Source organism: Gilliamella sp. LMG 34362 (assembly GCF_984569125.1).
The window spans coordinates 669,418-689,733 of sequence record NZ_OZ474902.1 but is presented as its reverse complement, the minus strand read 5'-3'; the positions used below and the strand labels follow the sequence as shown (position 1 = coordinate 689,733).

The 20,316-nt window shown below is 34.9% G+C and carries 17 protein-coding genes and 4 tRNA genes; 4 read left to right on the top strand and 17 right to left on the bottom strand.

Annotated elements, in window-relative coordinates:
• Nucleotides 1-21 precede the first annotated feature (21 nt).
• From AC5LWZ_RS03285 to mazG, 3 genes are all read right to left on the bottom strand, one after another.
• The gene (locus AC5LWZ_RS03285; RefSeq protein WP_493463954.1) at nt 22-714 is read right to left on the bottom strand and encodes a glutathione S-transferase family protein; all 693 of its coding nucleotides are present in this window, start codon (nt 712-714) and stop codon (nt 22-24) included.
• A gap of 88 nt (nt 715-802) precedes the next feature.
• Complete coding sequence (locus AC5LWZ_RS03280) at nt 803-1,243, bottom strand: hypothetical protein (protein ID WP_110448526.1); 441 nt, start codon at nt 1,241-1,243, stop codon at nt 803-805.
• A complete protein-coding gene (gene mazG, locus AC5LWZ_RS03275; RefSeq protein WP_198201402.1) occupies nt 1,236-2,033 on the bottom strand; it encodes a nucleoside triphosphate pyrophosphohydrolase in 798 nt (265 codons plus the stop codon). Before mazG ends, AC5LWZ_RS03280 begins: the two co-directional genes overlap by 8 nt.
• A 236-nt stretch (nt 2,034-2,269) precedes the next feature.
• Between mazG and AC5LWZ_RS03270 the strand changes: the two genes are divergently transcribed.
• Nucleotides 2,270-4,273 (top strand): OPT family oligopeptide transporter, encoded by a 2,004-nt coding sequence (locus tag AC5LWZ_RS03270; protein WP_493463953.1) that lies wholly within the window; start codon nt 2,270-2,272, stop codon nt 4,271-4,273.
• A gap of 70 nt (nt 4,274-4,343) precedes the next feature.
• Here AC5LWZ_RS03270 and AC5LWZ_RS03265 read toward each other — a convergent pair whose 3' ends face one another.
• A complete protein-coding gene (locus AC5LWZ_RS03265) occupies nt 4,344-4,499 on the bottom strand; it encodes a glycerate kinase (RefSeq protein WP_146208348.1) in 156 nt (51 codons plus the stop codon).
• Between the two features lie 225 nt (nt 4,500-4,724).
• Between AC5LWZ_RS03265 and AC5LWZ_RS03260 the strand changes: the two genes are divergently transcribed.
• Nucleotides 4,725-6,647 carry an ABC transporter ATP-binding protein gene (locus tag AC5LWZ_RS03260; protein ID WP_493463952.1) on the top strand — a complete coding sequence of 641 codons (1,923 nt, stop codon included), beginning with the start codon at nt 4,725-4,727 and terminating at the stop codon, nt 6,645-6,647.
• Between the two features lie 97 nt (nt 6,648-6,744).
• Here the strand turns inward: AC5LWZ_RS03260 and nusG are convergent, their stop codons facing one another.
• From nusG to AC5LWZ_RS03205, 11 genes are all read right to left on the bottom strand, one after another.
• On the bottom strand, nt 6,745-7,290 hold the full coding sequence (gene nusG, locus AC5LWZ_RS03255; protein WP_110448530.1) for a transcription termination/antitermination protein NusG: 546 nt from the start codon (nt 7,288-7,290) through the stop codon (nt 6,745-6,747).
• Between the two features lies 1 nt (nt 7,291).
• Nucleotides 7,292-7,693 carry a preprotein translocase subunit SecE gene (gene secE / locus AC5LWZ_RS03250; RefSeq protein ID WP_110448531.1) on the bottom strand — a complete coding sequence of 134 codons (402 nt, stop codon included), beginning with the start codon at nt 7,691-7,693 and terminating at the stop codon, nt 7,292-7,294.
• Nucleotides 7,694-7,827: 134 nt separating this feature from the next.
• The gene (gene tuf / locus AC5LWZ_RS03245; RefSeq protein WP_034900851.1) at nt 7,828-9,012 is read right to left on the bottom strand and encodes an elongation factor Tu; all 1,185 of its coding nucleotides are present in this window, start codon (nt 9,010-9,012) and stop codon (nt 7,828-7,830) included.
• A gap of 183 nt (nt 9,013-9,195) precedes the next feature.
• Nucleotides 9,196-9,271, bottom strand: a tRNA-Thr gene (locus AC5LWZ_RS03240).
• A gap of 3 nt (nt 9,272-9,274) precedes the next feature.
• Nucleotides 9,275-9,349 (bottom strand) — tRNA-Gly (locus AC5LWZ_RS03235).
• A gap of 55 nt (nt 9,350-9,404) precedes the next feature.
• Nucleotides 9,405-9,489, bottom strand: a tRNA-Tyr gene (locus AC5LWZ_RS03230).
• 32 nt (nt 9,490-9,521) lie between these two features.
• Nucleotides 9,522-9,597, bottom strand: a tRNA-Thr gene (locus AC5LWZ_RS03225).
• Between the two features lie 581 nt (nt 9,598-10,178).
• Nucleotides 10,179-12,881, bottom strand: coding sequence for a bifunctional acetaldehyde-CoA/alcohol dehydrogenase (gene adhE / locus AC5LWZ_RS03220; RefSeq protein ID WP_110448712.1), 2,703 nt, complete (start codon nt 12,879-12,881; stop codon nt 10,179-10,181).
• 295 nt (nt 12,882-13,176) lie between these two features.
• The gene (tcdA, locus tag AC5LWZ_RS03215) at nt 13,177-13,971 is read right to left on the bottom strand and encodes a tRNA cyclic N6-threonylcarbamoyladenosine(37) synthase TcdA (protein ID WP_363317525.1); all 795 of its coding nucleotides are present in this window, start codon (nt 13,969-13,971) and stop codon (nt 13,177-13,179) included.
• A 384-nt stretch (nt 13,972-14,355) separates the two neighbouring features.
• Nucleotides 14,356-15,711: a PFL family protein gene (locus AC5LWZ_RS03210; RefSeq protein WP_493463951.1), complete on the bottom strand. Its 1,356-nt coding sequence runs from the start codon at nt 15,709-15,711 to the stop codon at nt 14,356-14,358.
• 35 nt (nt 15,712-15,746) lie between these two features.
• The gene (locus AC5LWZ_RS03205; protein ID WP_110448709.1) at nt 15,747-16,016 is read right to left on the bottom strand and encodes an ACT domain-containing protein; all 270 of its coding nucleotides are present in this window, start codon (nt 16,014-16,016) and stop codon (nt 15,747-15,749) included.
• A 143-nt stretch (nt 16,017-16,159) separates the two neighbouring features.
• On the opposite strand from AC5LWZ_RS03205, the gene AC5LWZ_RS03200 reads away from it, so the two are divergent.
• Nucleotides 16,160-17,377, top strand: coding sequence for a pyridoxal phosphate-dependent aminotransferase (locus AC5LWZ_RS03200; RefSeq protein ID WP_110448708.1), 1,218 nt, complete (start codon nt 16,160-16,162; stop codon nt 17,375-17,377).
• A gap of 208 nt (nt 17,378-17,585) precedes the next feature.
• On the opposite strand, the gene loiP is transcribed toward AC5LWZ_RS03200, so the two are convergent.
• Nucleotides 17,586-18,344, bottom strand: a complete 759-nt coding sequence (gene loiP, locus AC5LWZ_RS03195) for a metalloprotease LoiP (protein WP_110448707.1) — start codon at nt 18,342-18,344, stop codon at nt 17,586-17,588.
• A 156-nt stretch (nt 18,345-18,500) separates the two neighbouring features.
• Here loiP and queA point away from each other — a divergent pair, with 156 nt between their 5' ends.
• The gene (queA, locus tag AC5LWZ_RS03190) at nt 18,501-19,532 is read left to right on the top strand and encodes a tRNA preQ1(34) S-adenosylmethionine ribosyltransferase-isomerase QueA (protein ID WP_110448706.1); all 1,032 of its coding nucleotides are present in this window, start codon (nt 18,501-18,503) and stop codon (nt 19,530-19,532) included.
• 45 nt (nt 19,533-19,577) lie between these two features.
• Here queA and AC5LWZ_RS03185 read toward each other — a convergent pair whose 3' ends face one another.
• Nucleotides 19,578-20,258: a M48 family metalloprotease gene (locus AC5LWZ_RS03185; RefSeq protein ID WP_294884607.1), complete on the bottom strand. Its 681-nt coding sequence runs from the start codon at nt 20,256-20,258 to the stop codon at nt 19,578-19,580.
• Nucleotides 20,259-20,316: the final 58 nt, after the last annotated feature.

Sequence of the window (20,316 nt, the reverse complement as noted above, 5' to 3'; positions counted from 1 at the left end):
ATTATTTCCAGCAATGCTTAATTATCTGTGTATACGATAAGGTTCATCCATGGCTACAAAAGATTGTTCTTGCAATGCATCTGCTATCCAATCTTTCACACATTTAGTGTTACAAATAGTATCAATATAATCGCTGAGAACTGAACTTGTTGCTATATGATAATTTTTTAGTCTTAGACATAAAGGGGCATAAAATCCATCGGCTATACTAAAATTACCAAACAAATAGTCACCATCTGAATTTTTTGAAGTTAATAACGAAGATAATAACTCATCTAAAAACATGATTTCATTTTTTACATCTTGATGATCTCGTAAAATTATTTGTCCTATTTCCGGTAATTCTGCTTCAATATTCATTGGCAAATAATGTCGAATAGCTTGAAATCCAGAATGCATCTTTGCCACTAAACTTCGTGCAATTGCCCTCTTTTTGCTATCAGTCGGCCATAATGCTAAATCATTGTGCTTTTCAGCCAAATATTCACAAATAGCTAAAGAATCACTTATTACCAGATCATCATCAATCAGAATTGGTACCGTGCCATATTTTGAAACTGAGAGCATCGTTCTTTTAAACAAAGAATCATCAGCAAAACTATCAAATTTAATTAGCTTTTCATTAAAAGGAATATCAAAATATTTCAATACAACCCAAGGTCGCATAGACCATGTTGAGTAGTTTTTATTACCAATATAAAGTGTATAGTTCATACTTAGAACTCCTTTTAACAAAATTTATTAAAGTCGGAAAACTTATCTGTTTAGCAACTTTTTTAATTATATTTATTGAAAATATGATTTATAGATAAACTAAATTGGTACCTTTTTCTGGTTGGAAAACTGCTTTGCCAAATTCATCTAGAAAATAAGCGATATGATCAGTTTTATCGCCTAATAAACGCCCTTTTACTTTATTCCATGTTAATAATGCTATGGTCGAATCGGGTTCACAGCAAATTAACATTGGTTGTTCTAATTCTTGATTCCAATAAAACTGACCACCATATAATTTATGTGCAGTTAATAATAAATAACAGCCATATTCTTGTGATATCATATTGAGTTGTTCTTCAGGAAGACCAAAGCTTTTATCTGCCATTTCACCAATAATCATTTCAACAACAGTAATACTCTTTTCCGAGTAATCTAATTGATTAATACTCCAAGTTGGGCTATGTAAAATAGCATTTTGAGACCAAGCTTCTATTTCTTGATATAATTCATTTTTTTGTTCAGTCATTTTTATTTACTTCGCTAGTTGATTTTTCTGTTTGCTTGACAATTTGCCATGCATCTTCCATTTCTTCAAGTGTTGCATCAACTAAATTGCGATTTTTTTGCTTTAGTAACAATTCAACTTGTTTAAATCGCCTAATAAACTTGTTATTAGCATTTTGTAAGCATAACTCTGATTTAACTTTTAGATGTCTTGCCAAATTGACGGTAGCAAACAACAGATCGCCCATTTCTTCTGCAACTTTTGATTGCTCAATAGTTGATTGTGCTAATTCTTGTTCAACTTCATTAAGTTCTTCTTTAACTTTAGCTATAACTGGTTGTAGTTCAGTCCAATCAAATCCAACTGACGCACAACGTTTTTGGATTTTTTCAGCCTTCATTAATGCTGGAATAGCGTTGGGAATATCATCTAACAGCGAATATTGTGCACGCTTATCACGTTCTTGTTGTTTAAGCTGTTCCCAATTTGGTTTACTCATATTATTTGAAAAAATATGCGGATGACGGCTTATCAATTTATCAGCCACTGATTGACAAATATCATCAAAATTAAACAAACCTTGTTCGTTGGCTAAATCCGCATAAAACACAATCTGAAACAGTAGGTCACCCAGTTCACTTTTAAGTTCAACCATATCTTGTCTATCAATTGCATCTAAGACTTCATAGGTCTCTTCTAAAGTATAGGATTTTAACGAGTCAAAAGTTTGTTTGCTGTCCCATTCACAGCCATCAATAGGGTTGCGCAACTTTTTAGTAATATCCTGCAATCGTTTTAATTCGCTTAACATTTTTCTCACAATTGATTAATGATTAAGAATATAACCAGCATAGCATAATTATTCAGTTACTAATCTTTAATATGGATATTTTGCTTAAATTTTAATGTTTAAAATAAAAGTAGCTTGCAGTGAATAAACCGATGAAAAGAAACTAAATCTGAGCTTAATCGTAGATTTTATAGCAGATAAAGCATAATTAAGTATATAATAACAGGCTATCAATTTAACTTTAATATATAGGTAGTATGAATAATTTACGAGAACTTACACTACGCGGTACCATTCTTGGTGCTTTAATTACTATCGTCTTTACAGCCTCCAATGTCTATTTAGGCTTGAAAGTCGGATTAACTTTTTCATCAGCCATCCCTGCAGCCGTCATTTCCATGGCTATTTTACGATTATTTTCAGGATCGACAATTTTAGAAAATAATATGGTGCAAACTCAAGCTTCCGCTGCTGGAACTTTATCATCTGTTATTTTCGTTATGCCAGGTTTATTAATGATGGGATATTGGAGTAATTTTCCTTTCTGGTTAACCTTTGCGGTTTGCGCTGCTGGTGGCATGTTAGGGGTATTATTTTCTATTCCATTACGTCATGTTATGGTAGTAAAAAGTGATTTACCTTATCCAGAAGGTGTCGCTGCGGCTGAAATATTAAAAGCTGGTTCGAAAACTGACGATAAAGAAGCAAATGATGGATTAAAGGATATCGTATTTGGCGGTATTATCGCCTCTATAGTGAGCTTATTTACTAATGGATTTCGTTTATTGTCTGATAGCACTGCTTATTGGTTTACAGGTGGTAAATCGATATTTCAGATCCCAATGGGATTTTCATTAGCATTACTCAGCGCTGGCTACCTAATTGGTATTATTTCAGGAATTGCGGTATTAATCGGAACGATTATAGCTTGGGGATTTGGTATTCCAATCCTAAGTGCCCTAACAGATTATGATACCTCGCAACCTTTATCTAAAATCGCAATGGGAATGTGGGCCACAGATATTCGTTTTATCGGTGCAGGTACCATAGCAATTGCCGCAGTCTGGACATTACTGACTTTAATCAAACCGGTTATTGAGGGTTTAAAAACATCGTTAAAAACACTTCGCTCTGATATTTCTGTAAATGATATCGAGCGAACAGATAGAGACTTGTCACCAAAAACAATTTTTATCATTATGGCTGGCATGCTAATTATCTTAGTTGCAACCTTTCACTCTTTTATTTCTGATAGTGGTTTATCAACTGGTATTGCTTGGTTACTAGTAATTTGTGCTGTTTTATTTGCATTTATTATGGGATTTTTAGTTGCAGCTGCCTGTGGTTATATGGCTGGTTTAGTTGGTTCTTCAGCCAGTCCTATATCAGGTATTGCCATTGTTGCCGCTATAGCTATTTCACTAATATTACTTGGCTTAAGTGAAACACATGGTATGTTATCCTCTGTCGAAGGAACTGACTTTATCACTGCATTAGCCCTATTTACAACTAGTGTTGTGCTATCAATTGCATGTATTTCAAATGATAATTTACAAGATTTGAAAACAGGTTATTTAGTTCATGCCACGCCATGGCGACAACAAGTAGCCCTTTTAATTGGTTGTGTTGTCGGTGCTATTGTCATTGCCCCTATTCTTGAAATACTCTATAACGCTTATGGTTTTACTGGTGCGGTTCCTCGTACAAATATGGATCCTACCCAAGTATTAGCCGCGCCTCAAGCAACTTTGATGACGACCATTGCTAAAGGAATTTTTTCTCATAATCTAGATTGGACAATGATCTTGATAGGTTTAGCTGTAGGCGCAACAGTTATCGTCATTGACCTAATTTTAGCCAAAAAGAAAACTAAATTCCGTCTACCTGCTTTAGCTATCGGATTAGGTATTTACTTACCACCAAGTATTACATTGGCTATATTTACTGGTTCATTATTATCATGGATAGTAAAACGTCAGGCATATGCAAAAGCACAAAAACTAAATTTAGATCCAGAAAGTGAGTTCAAAAAAGTAGATCGTAAAGCGTCTTTAATTGCATCAGGCTTAATCGTCGGTGAAAGTTTAGTTGGTGTTATACTTGCCATTGTGATTGTCATTAGCGTCACTAATGGTGGTGGAGATGCACCTCTGGCAATATTCCCTGACTTAGGCGATGTGTCTCAATATTTAGGATTATTTGTTTTCATTACGATCTGTTGTCTTATTATTCGCAGATCTTTGTCAGCACTTAAACGATAATATAATTATGATGCCCTTTATCAGAATACTGATAAAGGGTATTTATGACTATTTAAGGTTACGGACTAATTTAAGTGTTAAGGCAATATTCTTTTGCCTTTGTTGCTTCTAATACTTCCGCCAAAGTCGCAACTTTACTTAAAATACTGAACATGGCATTAATACCATAAGGATAAATGGTTTCAGCTTTATTGCCCAAACTGCCAACAATAACAATTACCGTCATAAATTACAAAACTTACAATAGTTTTGATTCAGCCTCACAATCTAACGTATTCAATCTCTCAGGCTTTCTTAACAATATCATCAAATTGACAGTTTATTAACAATAACTTTTCAAAGTTAAGCAATAAGAATTCATTACCATGTTAAATTTCCTATTATGATTTTGCATACGCTTTATTTTTTGTTAGCATAACACATTTTATATTGAATCATAGGTGACTCCGTCATGATAGTGTTTGATTCTATCCAAATTCGTAGAGGCATTAATCTACTTTTAGATAATGCATCAGCAACAATAAATCCTAAACAGAAAGTTGGATTAGTCGGTAAAAATGGCTGTGGTAAGTCCACACTTTTTTCATTAATTAAAGGTGAAATTCAAACTGATGCCGGTAGTGTTTCTATTCCTGCTCAATGGCAATTAGCATGGGTAAATCAAGAAACACCAGCATTAGATACAGCCGCTATCGAATATGTTATTGATGGTGATCGTGAGTTTCGAAAATTAGAACAAGATTTAGAGATTGCTTACGAAAAAAATAATGGTGAGCAAATTGCGCTTATTCATGAAAAACTTGATAACATTGATGCGTGGACTATCCGCTCTCGAGCGGCAACGTTACTGCATGGTTTAGGTTTTTCCAATGAACAATTAACATTACCGGTTAAATCCTACTCTGGTGGTTGGCGTATGCGACTTAATCTAGCGCAAGCGTTAATGTGCCGTTCTGATTTACTTCTTCTTGATGAACCAACCAACCATCTTGATTTAGATGCTGTGATGTGGTTAGAAAAATGGTTAAGTAATTATCAAGGTACACTTATTTTAATTTCACATGACCGTGATTTCTTAGATCCATTGGTTAATAAAATTATTCACATTGAACAAAAGAAACTATTTGAGTATACCGGTAATTATTCATCATTCGAGACACAACGCTCAGCAAAACTGGCTCAGCAACAATCAATGTATGAAAGCCAGCAACTTAAAGTTGCACATTTACAAAGCTATATTGATCGTTTTAGGGCTAAAGCAACCAAAGCTAAACAAGCTCAAAGCCGAATAAAAATGTTAGAAAGAATGGAATTAATTGCACCAGCACATGTCGATAATCCATTTCACTTTAAATTTAGACAACCTGAATTCTTACCAAGTCCTTTATTAACGATGGAAAATATCGTTGCCGGCTATGGTGACAAAATTGTATTAGAACAGATTAAACTTAATTTAGTTCCAGGTTCTCGCATAGGTTTATTAGGTCGTAATGGTGCTGGTAAATCAACACTCATCAAGTTATTGGCTGGTGAATTACCACCAATGCAAGGTCAGGTTAGCTTGGCTAAAGGGGTACAGCTTGGCTATTTTGCTCAACACCAATTAGAATATTTACGGGCAGATGAATCAGCTTTATGGCATTTAAAACAACTTGCGGAGCCGAAAAATACCGAACAAGAATTACGTAATTATTTGGGAGGTTTTGATTTTCATGGTGATAAAGTTAGTGAACCAGTAAAAACATTCTCTGGTGGTGAAAAGGCTCGATTAGTTTTAGCGTTAATTGTTTGGCAAAAACCAAATTTACTGTTGCTCGATGAACCAACAAACCACTTAGATTTAGATATGCGACAAGCCTTGACTGAAGCATTAATCGATTTTGAGGGGGCGTTAGTTGTGGTCTCTCATGATAGGCATTTATTGCGTTCTACTACTGATGAGTTTTACTTAGTTCATGATCATAAAGTCGAACCTTTTAATGGTGATCTTGATGATTATCATAAATGGCTTACAGAAGAACAGAAAACAGAAAACCAACCACAAGAAACAAATAAGCCAATAAAAAAAGAAAGTTTACCTAAAGTTTCAGCTCAAGAACGTAAAGAGCAGAAACGTAAGGATGCTGAGGCTCGAGCACAATTACAGCCACTTAAAAAGCAGTTACAAAAAGAAGAGAAAATTATTGCTCGATTAAATGATCAATTAAAAATTATTGAAGAGCAATTAGCGGATCCCGATCTTTACGGTTCAGATAAAAAAACAGAACTGACGCAATTGCTACTCAATCAAAGTAATTTAAAAATAGAATTAGATAAAGCAGAGTCAAGTTGGTTTGATTTACAACAACAGTTAGAAGAATTTGAAGCTGAGTAATCATAACTCCAATAAAATTTATTTGTTTAAAACAAAAAACACAGAGCTTATGCTCTGTGTTTTTCTATAAATATTGTGCAGTAAAACAGTTAAGTTTTTAGCTTTTTTCTACTTGGCTAAAATCAAGTTCAACTGGAGTAGAACGACCAAAAATAGAAACCGACACTTTTAAGCGACTTTTTTCGTAATCTACTTCTTCAACTACACCATTAAAGTCAGCAAATGGACCTTCGTTAACACGAACAAGTTCACCTGGTTCAAATAATGTTTTAGGACGCGGTTTATCACCAACTTGCTGTAGACGATTCATAATTGCATCAACTTCACGTTGGCTAATTGGCGCTGGTCTATCTGATGTCCCACCAATGAATCCCATTGTTCTTGGTACACTTTTAACTAAATGCCAAGTTGCATCGTTCATCATCATTTCAACTAAAACATAACCTGGGAAAAATTTACGTTCGCTTTTACGGCGCTGTCCACCTTTCATTTCAACAACTTCTTCGGTTGGTACTAAAACTTCCCCAAAAGAATCTTCCATATTATGTAATTTAATATATTCACGTAATGATTGTGCAACACGTGCTTCATAGCCAGAATAAGCTTGGATCACATACCAGCGTTTTTGTTGTGTTTCACTCATATTAACGCCCTATTGAAGTTAAATAAAAGATGATTGAACGGAACAAAGAATCCATTCCCCAAAGCGCAGTACCAACAATAACGGTAATAACAGCGATTAATAAAGTTGTTTGTACAGCTTCTTTACGAGTAGGCCATACAACCTTTCTGAGTTCTTTTCGTGATTCTTGCAGAAAAGCTATAAACGATTTCCCTTTAGCGGTTGTAAATGCAATAAATAAGGTTAAAAGCGAAACCACAACAACTGCAATAATTCGAACGATCGCATTTGGTTGATATATATCATTAGGTAAAGAGAAATAAGAATTTCCCCAAACAATTAACGCAATTAATACTAGAACCAAAACCCATTTAAATTTGTCTAGAACAGTACTTGTATCTTGACTCTCGTTACTTACTAGCATATAAAACCTATGATTATGTTATTTATAATATTATCCATTTTCCAAAATGCTCTTTCTCTAAAAACATTTTGCTAAACAGACTAGGTAAGAAAGGGTATCAAAAGATACCCTTTCTATGATCGCGATTGCTGAAATTATTTAATAACCTTAGCAACAACACCAGCACCAACAGTACGACCACCTTCACGAATAGCGAAACGTAAGCCGTCTGCCATTGCGATTGGGTGAATTAATGATACTGTCATTTTGATGTTATCACCTGGCATTACCATTTCTACGCCTTCTGGTAATTCAATAGTACCTGTTACGTCTGTTGTACGGAAGTAGAACTGTGGACGGTAACCTTTGAAGAATGGAGTATGACGACCACCTTCATCTTTACTTAGAATATACACTTCTGATTCGAAATCTGTATGTGGAGTGATTGAACCTGGTTTTGCTAATACTTGACCACGTTCGATTTCTTCACGTTTTGTACCACGTAATAATACACCTACGTTCTCACCAGCACGACCTTCGTCTAGTAATTTACGGAACATTTCAACACCAGTACAAGTTGTTTTAGTAGTCGGTTTGATACCAACGATTTCAACTTCTTCACCAACTTTGATTACACCGCGCTCTACACGACCTGTTACTACTGTACCACGGCCTGAGATTGAGAATACGTCTTCGATTGGTAATAAGAATGGTTTATCAATGTCACGCTCTGGTTCTGGAATGTAGCTGTCTAATGCTTCTGCTAATTCTACAATTTTATCTTCCCATGCCGCATCGCCTTCTAACGCTTTAAGCGCTGAACCACGAATTACTGGTGTATCGTCACCTGGGAAATCGTATTGAGATAAAAGTTCACGTACTTCCATTTCAACTAATTCTAATAATTCTTCATCATCAACCATATCACATTTGTTTAAGAATACGATGATGTAAGGTACACCTACTTGACGACCTAAAAGAATGTGCTCACGAGTTTGTGGCATTGGACCATCAGTTGCTGCTACTACTAAGATAGCGCCGTCCATTTGTGCCGCACCAGTGATCATGTTTTTAACATAGTCAGCATGGCCTGGGCAGTCTACGTGTGCATAGTGACGAGTTGGTGTATCGTATTCAACGTGTGAAGTATTGATGGTGATACCACGTGCTTTTTCTTCTGGTGCGTTATCGATTTGATCGAATGCACGAGCTTGACCACCGTATTTTTTAGATAATACTGATGTGATCGCTGCAGTTAAAGTTGTTTTACCATGGTCAACGTGGCCGATTGTACCAACGTTAACGTGGGGTTTTGTACGTTCAAATTTTTCTTTAGACATTTATCGTCCCTCAATGTAATACAAATCGGTGGTGATTCACCACATTAACCAAGTATCATATTTAATTTTAACATAATACTAACTTAAAATTAGCTCTGAATGATACCAGATAAAGCCGTCAAGTGACAAGCTCTAAAGCAGTTAAATCTAATTTTTTTAGAAGGTTTAGGAAATTAACAAGAATGGTGCTGATAGGCAGATTTGAACTGCCGACCTCACCCTTACCAAGGGTGCGCTCTACCAACTGAGCTATATCAGCAATTGGAGCGGGCAGCGGGAATCGAACCCGCATCATCAGCTTGGAAGGCTGAGGTAATAGCCATTATACGATGCCCGCATGTTCAAACTCGGCTACCTAAATGCTTCAATTAGCAATTGCTAATGTTAGATAATGGTGGTGGGGGAAGGATTCGAACCTTCGAAGTGTGACACGGCAGATTTACAGTCTGCTCCCTTTGGCCGCTCGGGAACCCCACCCCGAATCATTATAAACTGTTTACTTAGGAAAATGGTGCCGGCTGCCGGAATCGAACTGGCGACCTACTGATTACAAGTCAGTTGCTCTACCTACTGAGCTAAGCCGGCCTAAGTGCTGCGCATTATGTACTAGAACATTTAAGCTTGCAAGCAAAAAAAACATTTTTTTTATTGTTTGATTAAAAAAAAATCAAAAAAACCAAAAAAGATTGATATGTAAACTATTTCAGAATTTTTTTTAATCAAAAATAACATGTTAAATTATTTCCTTTTTTACGCCTTTTTCGTGGTTTTAGTAGCTGAACCCGCTTTAAAAGCGGTATGAGTAACAATATTTCTATGAATATCACCCTAATATTGAGGTAATACCATAGCGAATTTCGAGTAAAATTTGTTCATATAATAAAATTAAAGAATAAAAAACTAAGATATAAACTATCACAGGCTTTTGCTAATCAAGAATAATCTTTCAAATTATTTCTTTTTAGACTTTTTTTTCTTAATTATGATTGAAGACATCTTTAGCTATGATGTAAATAGATGCATTTTCGCTAATATCACTCTTATCTTGATACATATGACTATAGTAAATTTAAAGTAGAATTTATTTGTTTCGCAAAATTAAAAAATAAAAAAGCCCGAGATATAAATTATCTCAGGCTTTTGCTAATCAAGAATAATCTTTTAAATTATTTCTTTTTAGGTGCTTTTTTCTTAGTTGTAGTTGCAGCTACACCTTTAGCTGCAGTGTTAACAGCTACATCTTCACTAATGTCACCTTTATCTTGATACGCACGACCATAGTAAGTATCAAGTAGAATTTGTTTTAATTCTGCAATTAAAGGATAACGAGGGTTAGCACCAGTACATTGGTCATCAAATGCATCAACTGCAAGTTGATCAACTTGAGCTAAGAAAGTTTTCTCATCTACACCAAACTCTTTGATAGAGAAAGGAATATCTAGATCTTTTCTTAATTGATCTAACCAGCCAATTAATTTCTCAACTTTCTTCTCGTCTTTATCTGTTGCTACAGTTAAGCCAAGATGTTCTGCAATCTCTGCATAACGTCTTACAGCTTGAGGATAACCATATTGGCTAAATGTACCTTGTTTAGTCGGTTTATCCGTTGCATTAAAGCGAACAACATTACTAATTAGCATCGCATTCGCCACACCATGAGGAATGTGGAATGCCGCACCAATTTTATGGGCAATTGAGTGGCAAACACCTAAGAATGATTGAGCAAACGCAACACCAGCTAAAGTTGCAGCATTATGCACTTTTTCACGAGCGATAGGATTTTTTGCTCCTTCTTTGTAGCTTGTTGGCAAGTAAGCTTTTAATAAGCTTAATGCTTGTAACGCTTGACCATCAGAAAACTCGCTTGCCATAATTGACACATAAGCTTCTAAAGCATGAGTTACCGCATCATAACCACCAGCCGCACAAAGTGATTTTGGCATATTCATAACTAAGTTAGCATCGACAATTGCCATGTTTGGTGTAATTGCGTAATCAGCTAATGGGTATTTTTGACCAGTTGCATCATCAGTAACTACCGCAAACGGTGTCACTTCAGAACCAGTACCTGATGTAGTTGTCACGCAAATTAGTTTTGCTTTTTTACCCATGTTAGGGAAATGACAAGTACGTTTACGAATATCCATGAAACGCAATGCTAATTCGTCAAATTTAGTTTCTGGATGTTCATAAAGAACCCACATAATTTTCGCCGCATCCATTGGTGAACCACCACCTAAAGCTATAACAGTATCCGGTTGGAATGCTGTCATTGAATCAGTACCTTTACGGACGACACTTAATGTTGGGTCAGCTTCAACATCAAAGAAGGTTTCACAAATCACACCTTGTGCTTCAAGTTGATCAGTAATTTGTTTTGAGTAACCATTATTAAATAAGAATTTATCGGTTACTAAAAATACTCGTTTGGCACCTTGCTCAATCACTTCATTTAAAGCAACTGGAAGCGAGCCACGTTTAAAATAGATAGAACTTGGTAATTTGTGCCATAACATGTTTTCTGCTCTCTTAGCGATTGTTTTCTTGTTGATTAAGTGTTTCGGACCGACATTTTCTGAGACCGAGTTACCACCCCAAGAACCACATCCTAATGTTAAAGATGGAGCTAAATCAAAGTTATACAAATCACCGATACCACCGTGAGCAGCTGGTTGGTTGATTAAAATACGACATGTTTTCATTTTACTGCCAAAATAAGCAACACGATCACGATTACTATCTTGATCAGTATAAAGTACTGAAGTATGTCCCATACCACCCATTTCAACAAGTTTTTCAGCTTTATCTACCGCTTCATTAAAATCTTTAGCTTTAAACATAGCTAATGTTGGTGAAAGTTTTTCGTGAGCAAATGGTTCAGATAAATCTACTTTACTTACTTCACCAACAAGTACTTTAGAACCTGCAGGAACTTTAATACCAGCCATTTCTGCAATCTTAGTTGCTGGTTGGCCTACGATATTAGCATTTAAAGCGCCTTTATCATTTAAGATGATACCTTGAACAGCTTTTGTTTCTTTAGCATTTAAAACATAAGCGCCATATTGAGTCAATAAATCACGTACTTCATCATAAACTGAATCAACGACAACAATAGCTTGCTCAGAAGCACAGATCATACCATTATCAAAAGTTTTAGACATAAGTACTGATGCAACAGCACGTTTTAAATCAGCAGTTTCATCGATAATTACAGGGGTATTACCTGCACCAACACCTAATGCTGGTTTACCAGAACTATAAGCGGCTTTAACCATACCTGGTCCACCAGTTGCTAAGATTGCAGCAACATCATCATGATGCATTAAAGCGTTTGATAATTCGATAGATGGTTCATCAATCCAACCAATAATATCTTTTGGAGCACCAGCTTTAATTGCCGCATCTAACACAATACGGGCAGCTTCAATAGTTGATTTTTTAGCACGTGGATGTGGGGAAAAGACAATAGCATTACGAGTTTTTAAACTGATTAATGATTTAAAAATTGCGGTTGAAGTCGGGTTTGTAGTCGGCACGATTCCACAAATAATCCCTAATGGCTCCGCTATTGTAATGGTACCATAAGACTCATTTTCAGCAACAACACCACAAGTTTTGTCATTGCGATATTTATTAAGAATATACTCTGCAGCAAATAAGTTTTTAATAACTTTATCTTCTACAATCCCCATTCCTGATTCAGCAACAGCTTGCTGTGCAAGAGGGATTCGAGCTGCGGCTGCGGCTGTTGCAGCTGCCACGAAGATTTTATCAACTTGCTCTTGAGTATAAGTAGAATAAGTTTCCTGAGCTTTTTTAACTCGAGTCATTAACTCATTTAACTCATTCATATTGGTTACTGCCATAGATTTCTCCTTGAAAATTAAAAAATAAACTTGGATCGTTTGGCGTCTTCCTTGAACATATTTAAAGCATATTTATAATAGCAAAACGAAATTGTCGGATATCGTAAATCAGTTTTTTACTTTACACAATAAGATATTTATAAAAAATGAATGTTATTTAAAAGAGCAAATAATTTTGCTGGTTTTTGCTGATTAAAATTCAAAATTTTATTACTTTATTATCAGAGCATTTCAAGAAATGAACAATTTACGATAAGGTAAAAAATATATTTTTAACGTAAATAAATGATAAAAATTATACAATGCTCAACTTATTTAATACATAACTAACCGCCACAAAACCAAATGTTGCCGTAACAGTAGTGATTGCCCCAAAACCTGATTCACAATCCATTTTTTTTGCACCTTGCGCTTGGCTTTTCATTAAGCAAGTTTGGCCATTAGATGCCGGATAAGTCAATTGTTCAGTTGAAAACACACATGGAATAGCAAATTTACCTTTACTATCTTTATTAAGTTTATAATCATTTTTTAATCGCTCGCGCAATTTAGCCGCTAAAGGATCTTGAATTGTTTTCGCTAAGTCAGCGATTTTAATTTGCGTAGGATCTTTTTGTCCCCCCGCTCCCCCGATTGTAATGACCTTTAATTTTTGTCGCTTACAATAAGCCAAAACAGCAGCTTTATCTTTGACGCTGTCAATTGCGTCAATAATATAGTCATAACGAGGATGTTGTTTAGAACCCAAATAATCATTAACGTTATCGGCATTAATAAAATCATCTATATCATTAACAACACATTCAGGATTAATCTGTAAAATTCGATCTGCCATAACCGAAGTTTTTGCTTTACCTATATTAGATTTTAAAGCGTGAATTTGACGATTAGTATTGGTAATACAGACATCATCCATATCTATCAAAGTAATTTGTCCAACGCCACTTCGAGCAAGCGATTCAGCGACCCATGACCCCACACCACCAATACCGATGACACAGACATGAGCTTGAGAGAAACGTTGTAATGCCTGCTCACCATAAAGTCTAGCGATACCACTAAAGCGTTGAAAATAAAGTTCTGTTTTCATCATTATTTATTGATAGTGTTTATGTTTAAACACCATATACTCCTCAAACCTTTTTAGATGAGAATATCTCTTCTCTTTTATTGATAACTTATTCATTAATATTATTCCTATTATACCTTTTCAAGAGTGAAACATTAAATTTGTTTAGAATTATTGATATTGATTGGCATCCCTATAATTGACAATTAACCTGATGGTATTTAGTTTAACCAATTGTTTTTAATATAAATAAAGAGCAAGAATTGATTAGTAAATAATATTGCATATATGAACAATTTAGAATAAGCACACTAAACAATGAATCTATGTCATCGATATGCTTTATAATGAGAAATAATTTATGACTCTGCCATAAATAAATATTATCGACAGAGTCACAATAAATTAATTTTTAAAGGAGTGAATTGGAGCAGGAATACGCCCACCACGACTAATAAAATCGCATGAACTAAATTTATTTACTGGCATTACAGGAGCATGACCAAGTAAACCACCAAATTCAATATTATCGCCTACTTTCAAACCTACAGCTGGGATAATTCTGACCGCCGTCGTTTTATGATTAATTACTCCAATTGCTGCTTCATCAGCAATAATTGCTGAAATAGTTTCAGCTGGCGTATCGCCAGGAATAGCAATCATATCAAGCCCTACAGAGCAAACACAGGTCATGGCTTCTAATTTTTCAAGATTTAGAGCCCCATTGTTTACTGCATCAATCATACCCGCATCTTCTGATACAGGAATAAATGCACCACTTAATCCACCTACATGTCCACAAGCCATTACGCCACCTTTTTTCACGGCATCATTAAGCATCGCTAGTGCAGCGGTAGTTCCATGTGTTCCAACAACTTCTAGTCCCATTTCTTCTAAAATATGTGCTACTGAGTCACCGATAGCTGGAGTTGGTGCCAAAGATAAATCAACAATCCCAAATTTAACGCCTAAACGTTCTGACGTTTCTTTACCTACCAATTGACCCATACGAGTTATTTTAAAGGCAGTTTTTTTAATTGTTTCAGCAACAACATCAAAAGGCTGACCTTTAACTTTTTCCAATGCTCGCTTAACTACACCCGGCCCACTCACACCGACATTAATCACACAGTCAGCTTCACCAACACCATGAAAAGCACCAGCCATAAATGGATTATCTTCAACTGCATTAGCAAATACCACTAATTTTGCACAAGCCATACTACTATTGTCAGCGGTTAATGCGGCCGCTTCTTTAATAATTTGTCCCATTTGCTTTACTGCATCCATATTAATACCAGTTTGAGTAGAGCCGACATTAACTGAAGAACAAACTCGTTCGGTTTGTGCTAATGCTTGTGGAATTGATTTAATAAGAATTTCATCGCCTTTATGGTAACCTTTTTGCACTAATGCAGAAAATCCGCCTATAAAATTAACACCAACCGCTTTGGCTGCTTCATCGAGTGTTTTAGCAAAGGCAACATAGTCTTTATCGTCACTTGCGCCTGCAATCAATGATATAGGAGTAACTGAAATACGTTTATTAATAATAGGGATACCAAATTCAGAAGTAATTTGATCACCAACTTTAACTAAATCTTTCGCTAATCGCGTAATTTTATCGTAGATTTTTTGACGCGCTTTTGCACCATCACTATCAATACAATCAAGAAGAGATATACCCATGGTTATTGTGCGGATATCAAGTTTTTCTTCCTCTATCATTTTAATTGTTTCGAGGATCTGTTTTGTTTCCATTAGTTCTATCCTTTCGTAAAAATATGAAATTGAGCTTATAAACGATGCATTGCATCAAAAATTTCTTCTCGTTGTATATTCACTTTAACTTTTAACTGCTCACCAGTATGCACCAAAGTATTTTTGACCTCATCAAAAGTGACGTTAATGTTAGATAAATCTAATAACATAATCATGGTAAAATACTCATCCATAATAGTTTGGCTAACATCTAATATATTAATATTTAATTCATATAACTTTTGGCTTATCCCTGCAATAATTCCTGTTTGGTCCTTACCAATTACCGTTAAAATTGTTTTCATCACACTCTCCGCACAAATTTTATACACTTAAAAAATATTTATTGGGTTGTTTATAATAACACCTTCAAAAATTATCTAAATAGGAGTAGATTGTTTTTTTACGCAAAATAAAAAGCAATAAGATAAAATGAAAGGGCATTATTATGATAAATTTTCAAAAATCCAATAAATTGGACCATGTTTGTTATGACATTCGTGGGCCAATTCTTGAGCATGCCAAAAGGCTGGAAGAAGAGGGTCAAACTATTCTTAAACTCAATATTGGAAATCCAGCCCCTTTCGGTTTTAACGCACCTGATGAATTATTAGTTGATGTCATTCGTAATCTACCTACATCACAAGGGTATTGTGACTCAAAAGGTCTTTATTCTGCTCGTAAAGCGATTATGCAGCACTATCAATCCAGAGGAATTACTAATTTAGATGTAGAAGATATCTATATTGGTAATGGTGTTTCAGAGTTAATCGTTCAATCCATGCAAGCATTACTTAATAGTGGTGATGAAATATTAGTACCAATGCCTGATTATCCACTTTGGACAGCTGCTGTTAGTTTATCTGGTGGCAATGCAGTTCACTATGTTTGTGATGAAGAAGCTAATTGGTCACCTGATTTACAAGATATCAAACAAAAAATTACCCCTAAAACCAAAGGGATTGTGATTATTAATCCAAATAATCCGACTGGAGCGGTTTATAGTAAAGAAGTTTTACTCGAAATAGCCGAAATCGCACGTCAAAATAATTTAATTATTTTTGCTGACGAAATTTACGATAAAATTTTATATGATGATGCTGTACATCATTCGATTGCGGCTTTAGCTCCAGATCTATTTGTTATTACCATGAGCGGTTTATCAAAAACTTATCGAGTTGCTGGTTTTAGACAAGGTTGGATGGCACTATGTGGACCAAAACATCATGTTAAAGGTTATATTGAAGGTCTAAATATGTTAGCTTCAATGCGTTTATGTGCCAATGTACCACTGCAACACGCAATTCAAGGCGCATTGGGTGGTTATCAAAGTATTAACGAATTTATTGTGCCTGGCGGTCGACTCTATGATCAATGTATGTTGGCATGGCGTTTATTAAATGATATTCCTGGCGTTTCTTGTACTAAACCACAAGGTGCTTTATATCTATTTCCAAAACTGGATCAGAAAAAATTTAATATTCATAACGATCAAAAATTAGTTTTAGACTTTTTGTTACAAGAAAAAGTACTGTTAGTACAAGGAAGTGGATTTAATTGGCATAAACCAGATCATGTTAGGATTGTTGCTTTACCTCATACAGGTGAACTACAAGATGCTATAGCTCGATTTGCACACTTTTTATCTAACTATAAACAAGTATAATTTAATTTCTATATATCCCTCTAATTATAATAGAGGGATATTCAAACATTAAAATAATCTATTTTAATATTTCAATAAATTATTTAAATTAATTTGCTTAATCTCTACTTAAACTCATTAATTATGATTATCAATTAATAATTGATTAACAGTAACTAATAAAAAAGCGCCAAAAAGGCGCTTTTTTCTAATAAATTATTTAAATGAATTATCTTTTTAATTCAGCTAATTTATTACGAATATTTTCAGCACGTTTTGCTGAAGATGGATGGCTACTTAAAATTGATGCATCACCACCACCTAATTTATCAAATGCAGTTGCAAGACCTGCTGGATTGATTTTTTTCTTAACTAAATAATCAAAAGAGAAATTATCAGCGTCTTGTTCTTGTGATTGAGAGAATTGAGCATTGATAACAGCTTCAGCTAAAGCACCTAAAGAAGATTTAGATAATGAAGCAACTGTTTTGTTACCTGATGCTGCCGCTGCATCACGAGCAATTTCTGTTGCATAAGCAACTTGGATTGCTTTTTTACTATGACCTAAAGCAACGTGACCTAATTCATGACCTAAAACGCCTTGAATTTCATTATCAGTCATCATATCCATTAAACCACTGTAAACACGAACACAGCCATTAGCCATTGCCCAAGCGTTAACATCTTTAGTGATATACACTTTATAGTTAACTGGAGTTCCATTGATATTATTACCAAGAGCTTTAGCAATTTTATTTAAGCGTTTAGTATATGCACTTTTAGCTGGAGCAATTTTTGACTGAGCATCCATTTGAGCACAAGATTTTTGGCTTAATGCTTTCACATCATTATCACTGAGTGTTGCTGCTTGTAAACCTTTCATACCAAGACTAGTTAAATCACTAGCACTCATATTTTTACAGCCGGCTAAAGACATAGCTGCAACTAAAGGTAGTGCAACAAGCAATGTTTTTTGATGTTTTTTCATATCATTTTCCTTATATTAACAGACTTTTCTTTCTTCTAACATTCATGTTAGATGTGTGAAATTTTAACGCAACTTTAATAATAATCAACAAATAATTACTTGCTTCGTAATAATTAGCCATTTAGACTAGTGCCTCTTTTTTTGAGGAACATAATTATGCAACTGTCTGATTTCGATTTTACTCTTCCTAAAGAACTGATTGCAAAATACCCTTCAGAAACAAGAAGTTCTTGTCGATTATTAGCTCTTGATGGCCATTCAGGTAAAATTGAAGATAAAGTATTTACGGATATTATTGATTGTATTAATGCTGGTGATTTACTCATTTTCAATAATACTAAAGTAATTCCTGCACGGTTATATGGAAAAAAAGCATCAGGTGGAAAAATTGAGGTATTGATTGAACGATTGTTAGAGGGAAATCGAGCACTTGCACATATTAAAGCCTCAAAATCACCTAAAATAGGAGCAGAACTCATTTTAGGTGAAAATGATAATATCCAAGTTACCATGGTTGCACGTCATGATGCATTATTTGAGCTACAATTTCCTAACGATGTGCTTAGCATTTTAAATGAAATAGGCCATATTCCATTACCACCTTATATAGATCGCCCTGATGATGCTCAAGATCGTGAAGTATACCAAACCGTTTATAGCAAAGTTCCCGGCGCTGTCGCGGCCCCAACGGCTGGTCTTCATTTTGATAAACCTTTATTAGACAAACTTAAACAAAAAGGTGTTGAGATGGAATTTGTTACCTTACATGTTGGCGCTGGTACATTTCAGCCTGTAAGAGTTGAAAATATTGAAACTCATATTATGCATGCCGAATATGCAGAAGTCCCCGAATCAGTTGTAAAAGCAGTTTTAGACTGTAAAGCTCGCGGAAATAAAGTTATTGCCGTAGGAACAACATCAGTCAGAGCATTAGAAAGTGCAGCACAACTAACTGGAACTATTGCACCTTTTTTTGCCGATACCCGAATATTTATTTACCCGGGCTATCAATTTAAAGTCATTGATTCTCTGATCACTAACTTTCATTTACCTGAATCAACATTGATTATGCTGGTTTCAGCATTTGCTGGCTATGAGAACACCATGAATGCTTATCAGTATGCCGTAAAAGAAAAATATCAATTCTTTAGCTATGGTGATGCAATGCTAATTACTAATAACAAATGATTTATAGCTAAAGTAAAGCATTTATATTCAATAAATTAAAAATAGTTAGTGACGATTCAATCTATCAACAATATTGGATATTCGTTTTATTCTTGATGGATGCGAGGTTGGTTGATTTTCAGAATGAATTGGCATTTTTGTTAACATATTGAGCAAACCAATTGGATCTATATTTTCCCCTACTAATAAGTCAAAAGCATAACTATCCGCTTCAACCTCATATTGGTGTGAGGTTGCTTCTTTTACAATAATCACAAGCTCATGGGCTTTATCTGTAATTTCAATATAAGGAGCTTGTCGAAACAAATTTATTCCATGTTTTAGGGCTATATGAGCCTGTTCATGCGCCAGTACTGCTTGTAACTCATTATCTTCAAGTAATTTCATTAAACCACTATTGACTCGAATACAACCATTCGCGGTTGACCAAGCATTCGGTTCAGTATCAATATAAACCTTATAGTTTAACTCAATATTATTTATTTTTTGCGGTAAACTTTGGGCTATTTTAGATAATCGACGATTAAGATGATGATAATTAGGAGGAATAATCGCTCTATTGTCATTTTCAATACAAGCTTGTTGACTAATTGCCAATATATCATGTTCCGATAAGGTTTTAATTCCTTCAGATGAGACTATCGTGGGTGTTATTCTAGTTTGGTTCTGACATCCAACCAACATTAGCATTACAACACATGAGATAAATAAAATAATAGATTTCAATGGTTCGAAAATCCTTACAAATATTGTCTATTTAAGCTTAGCACGATAAACTAAGCAC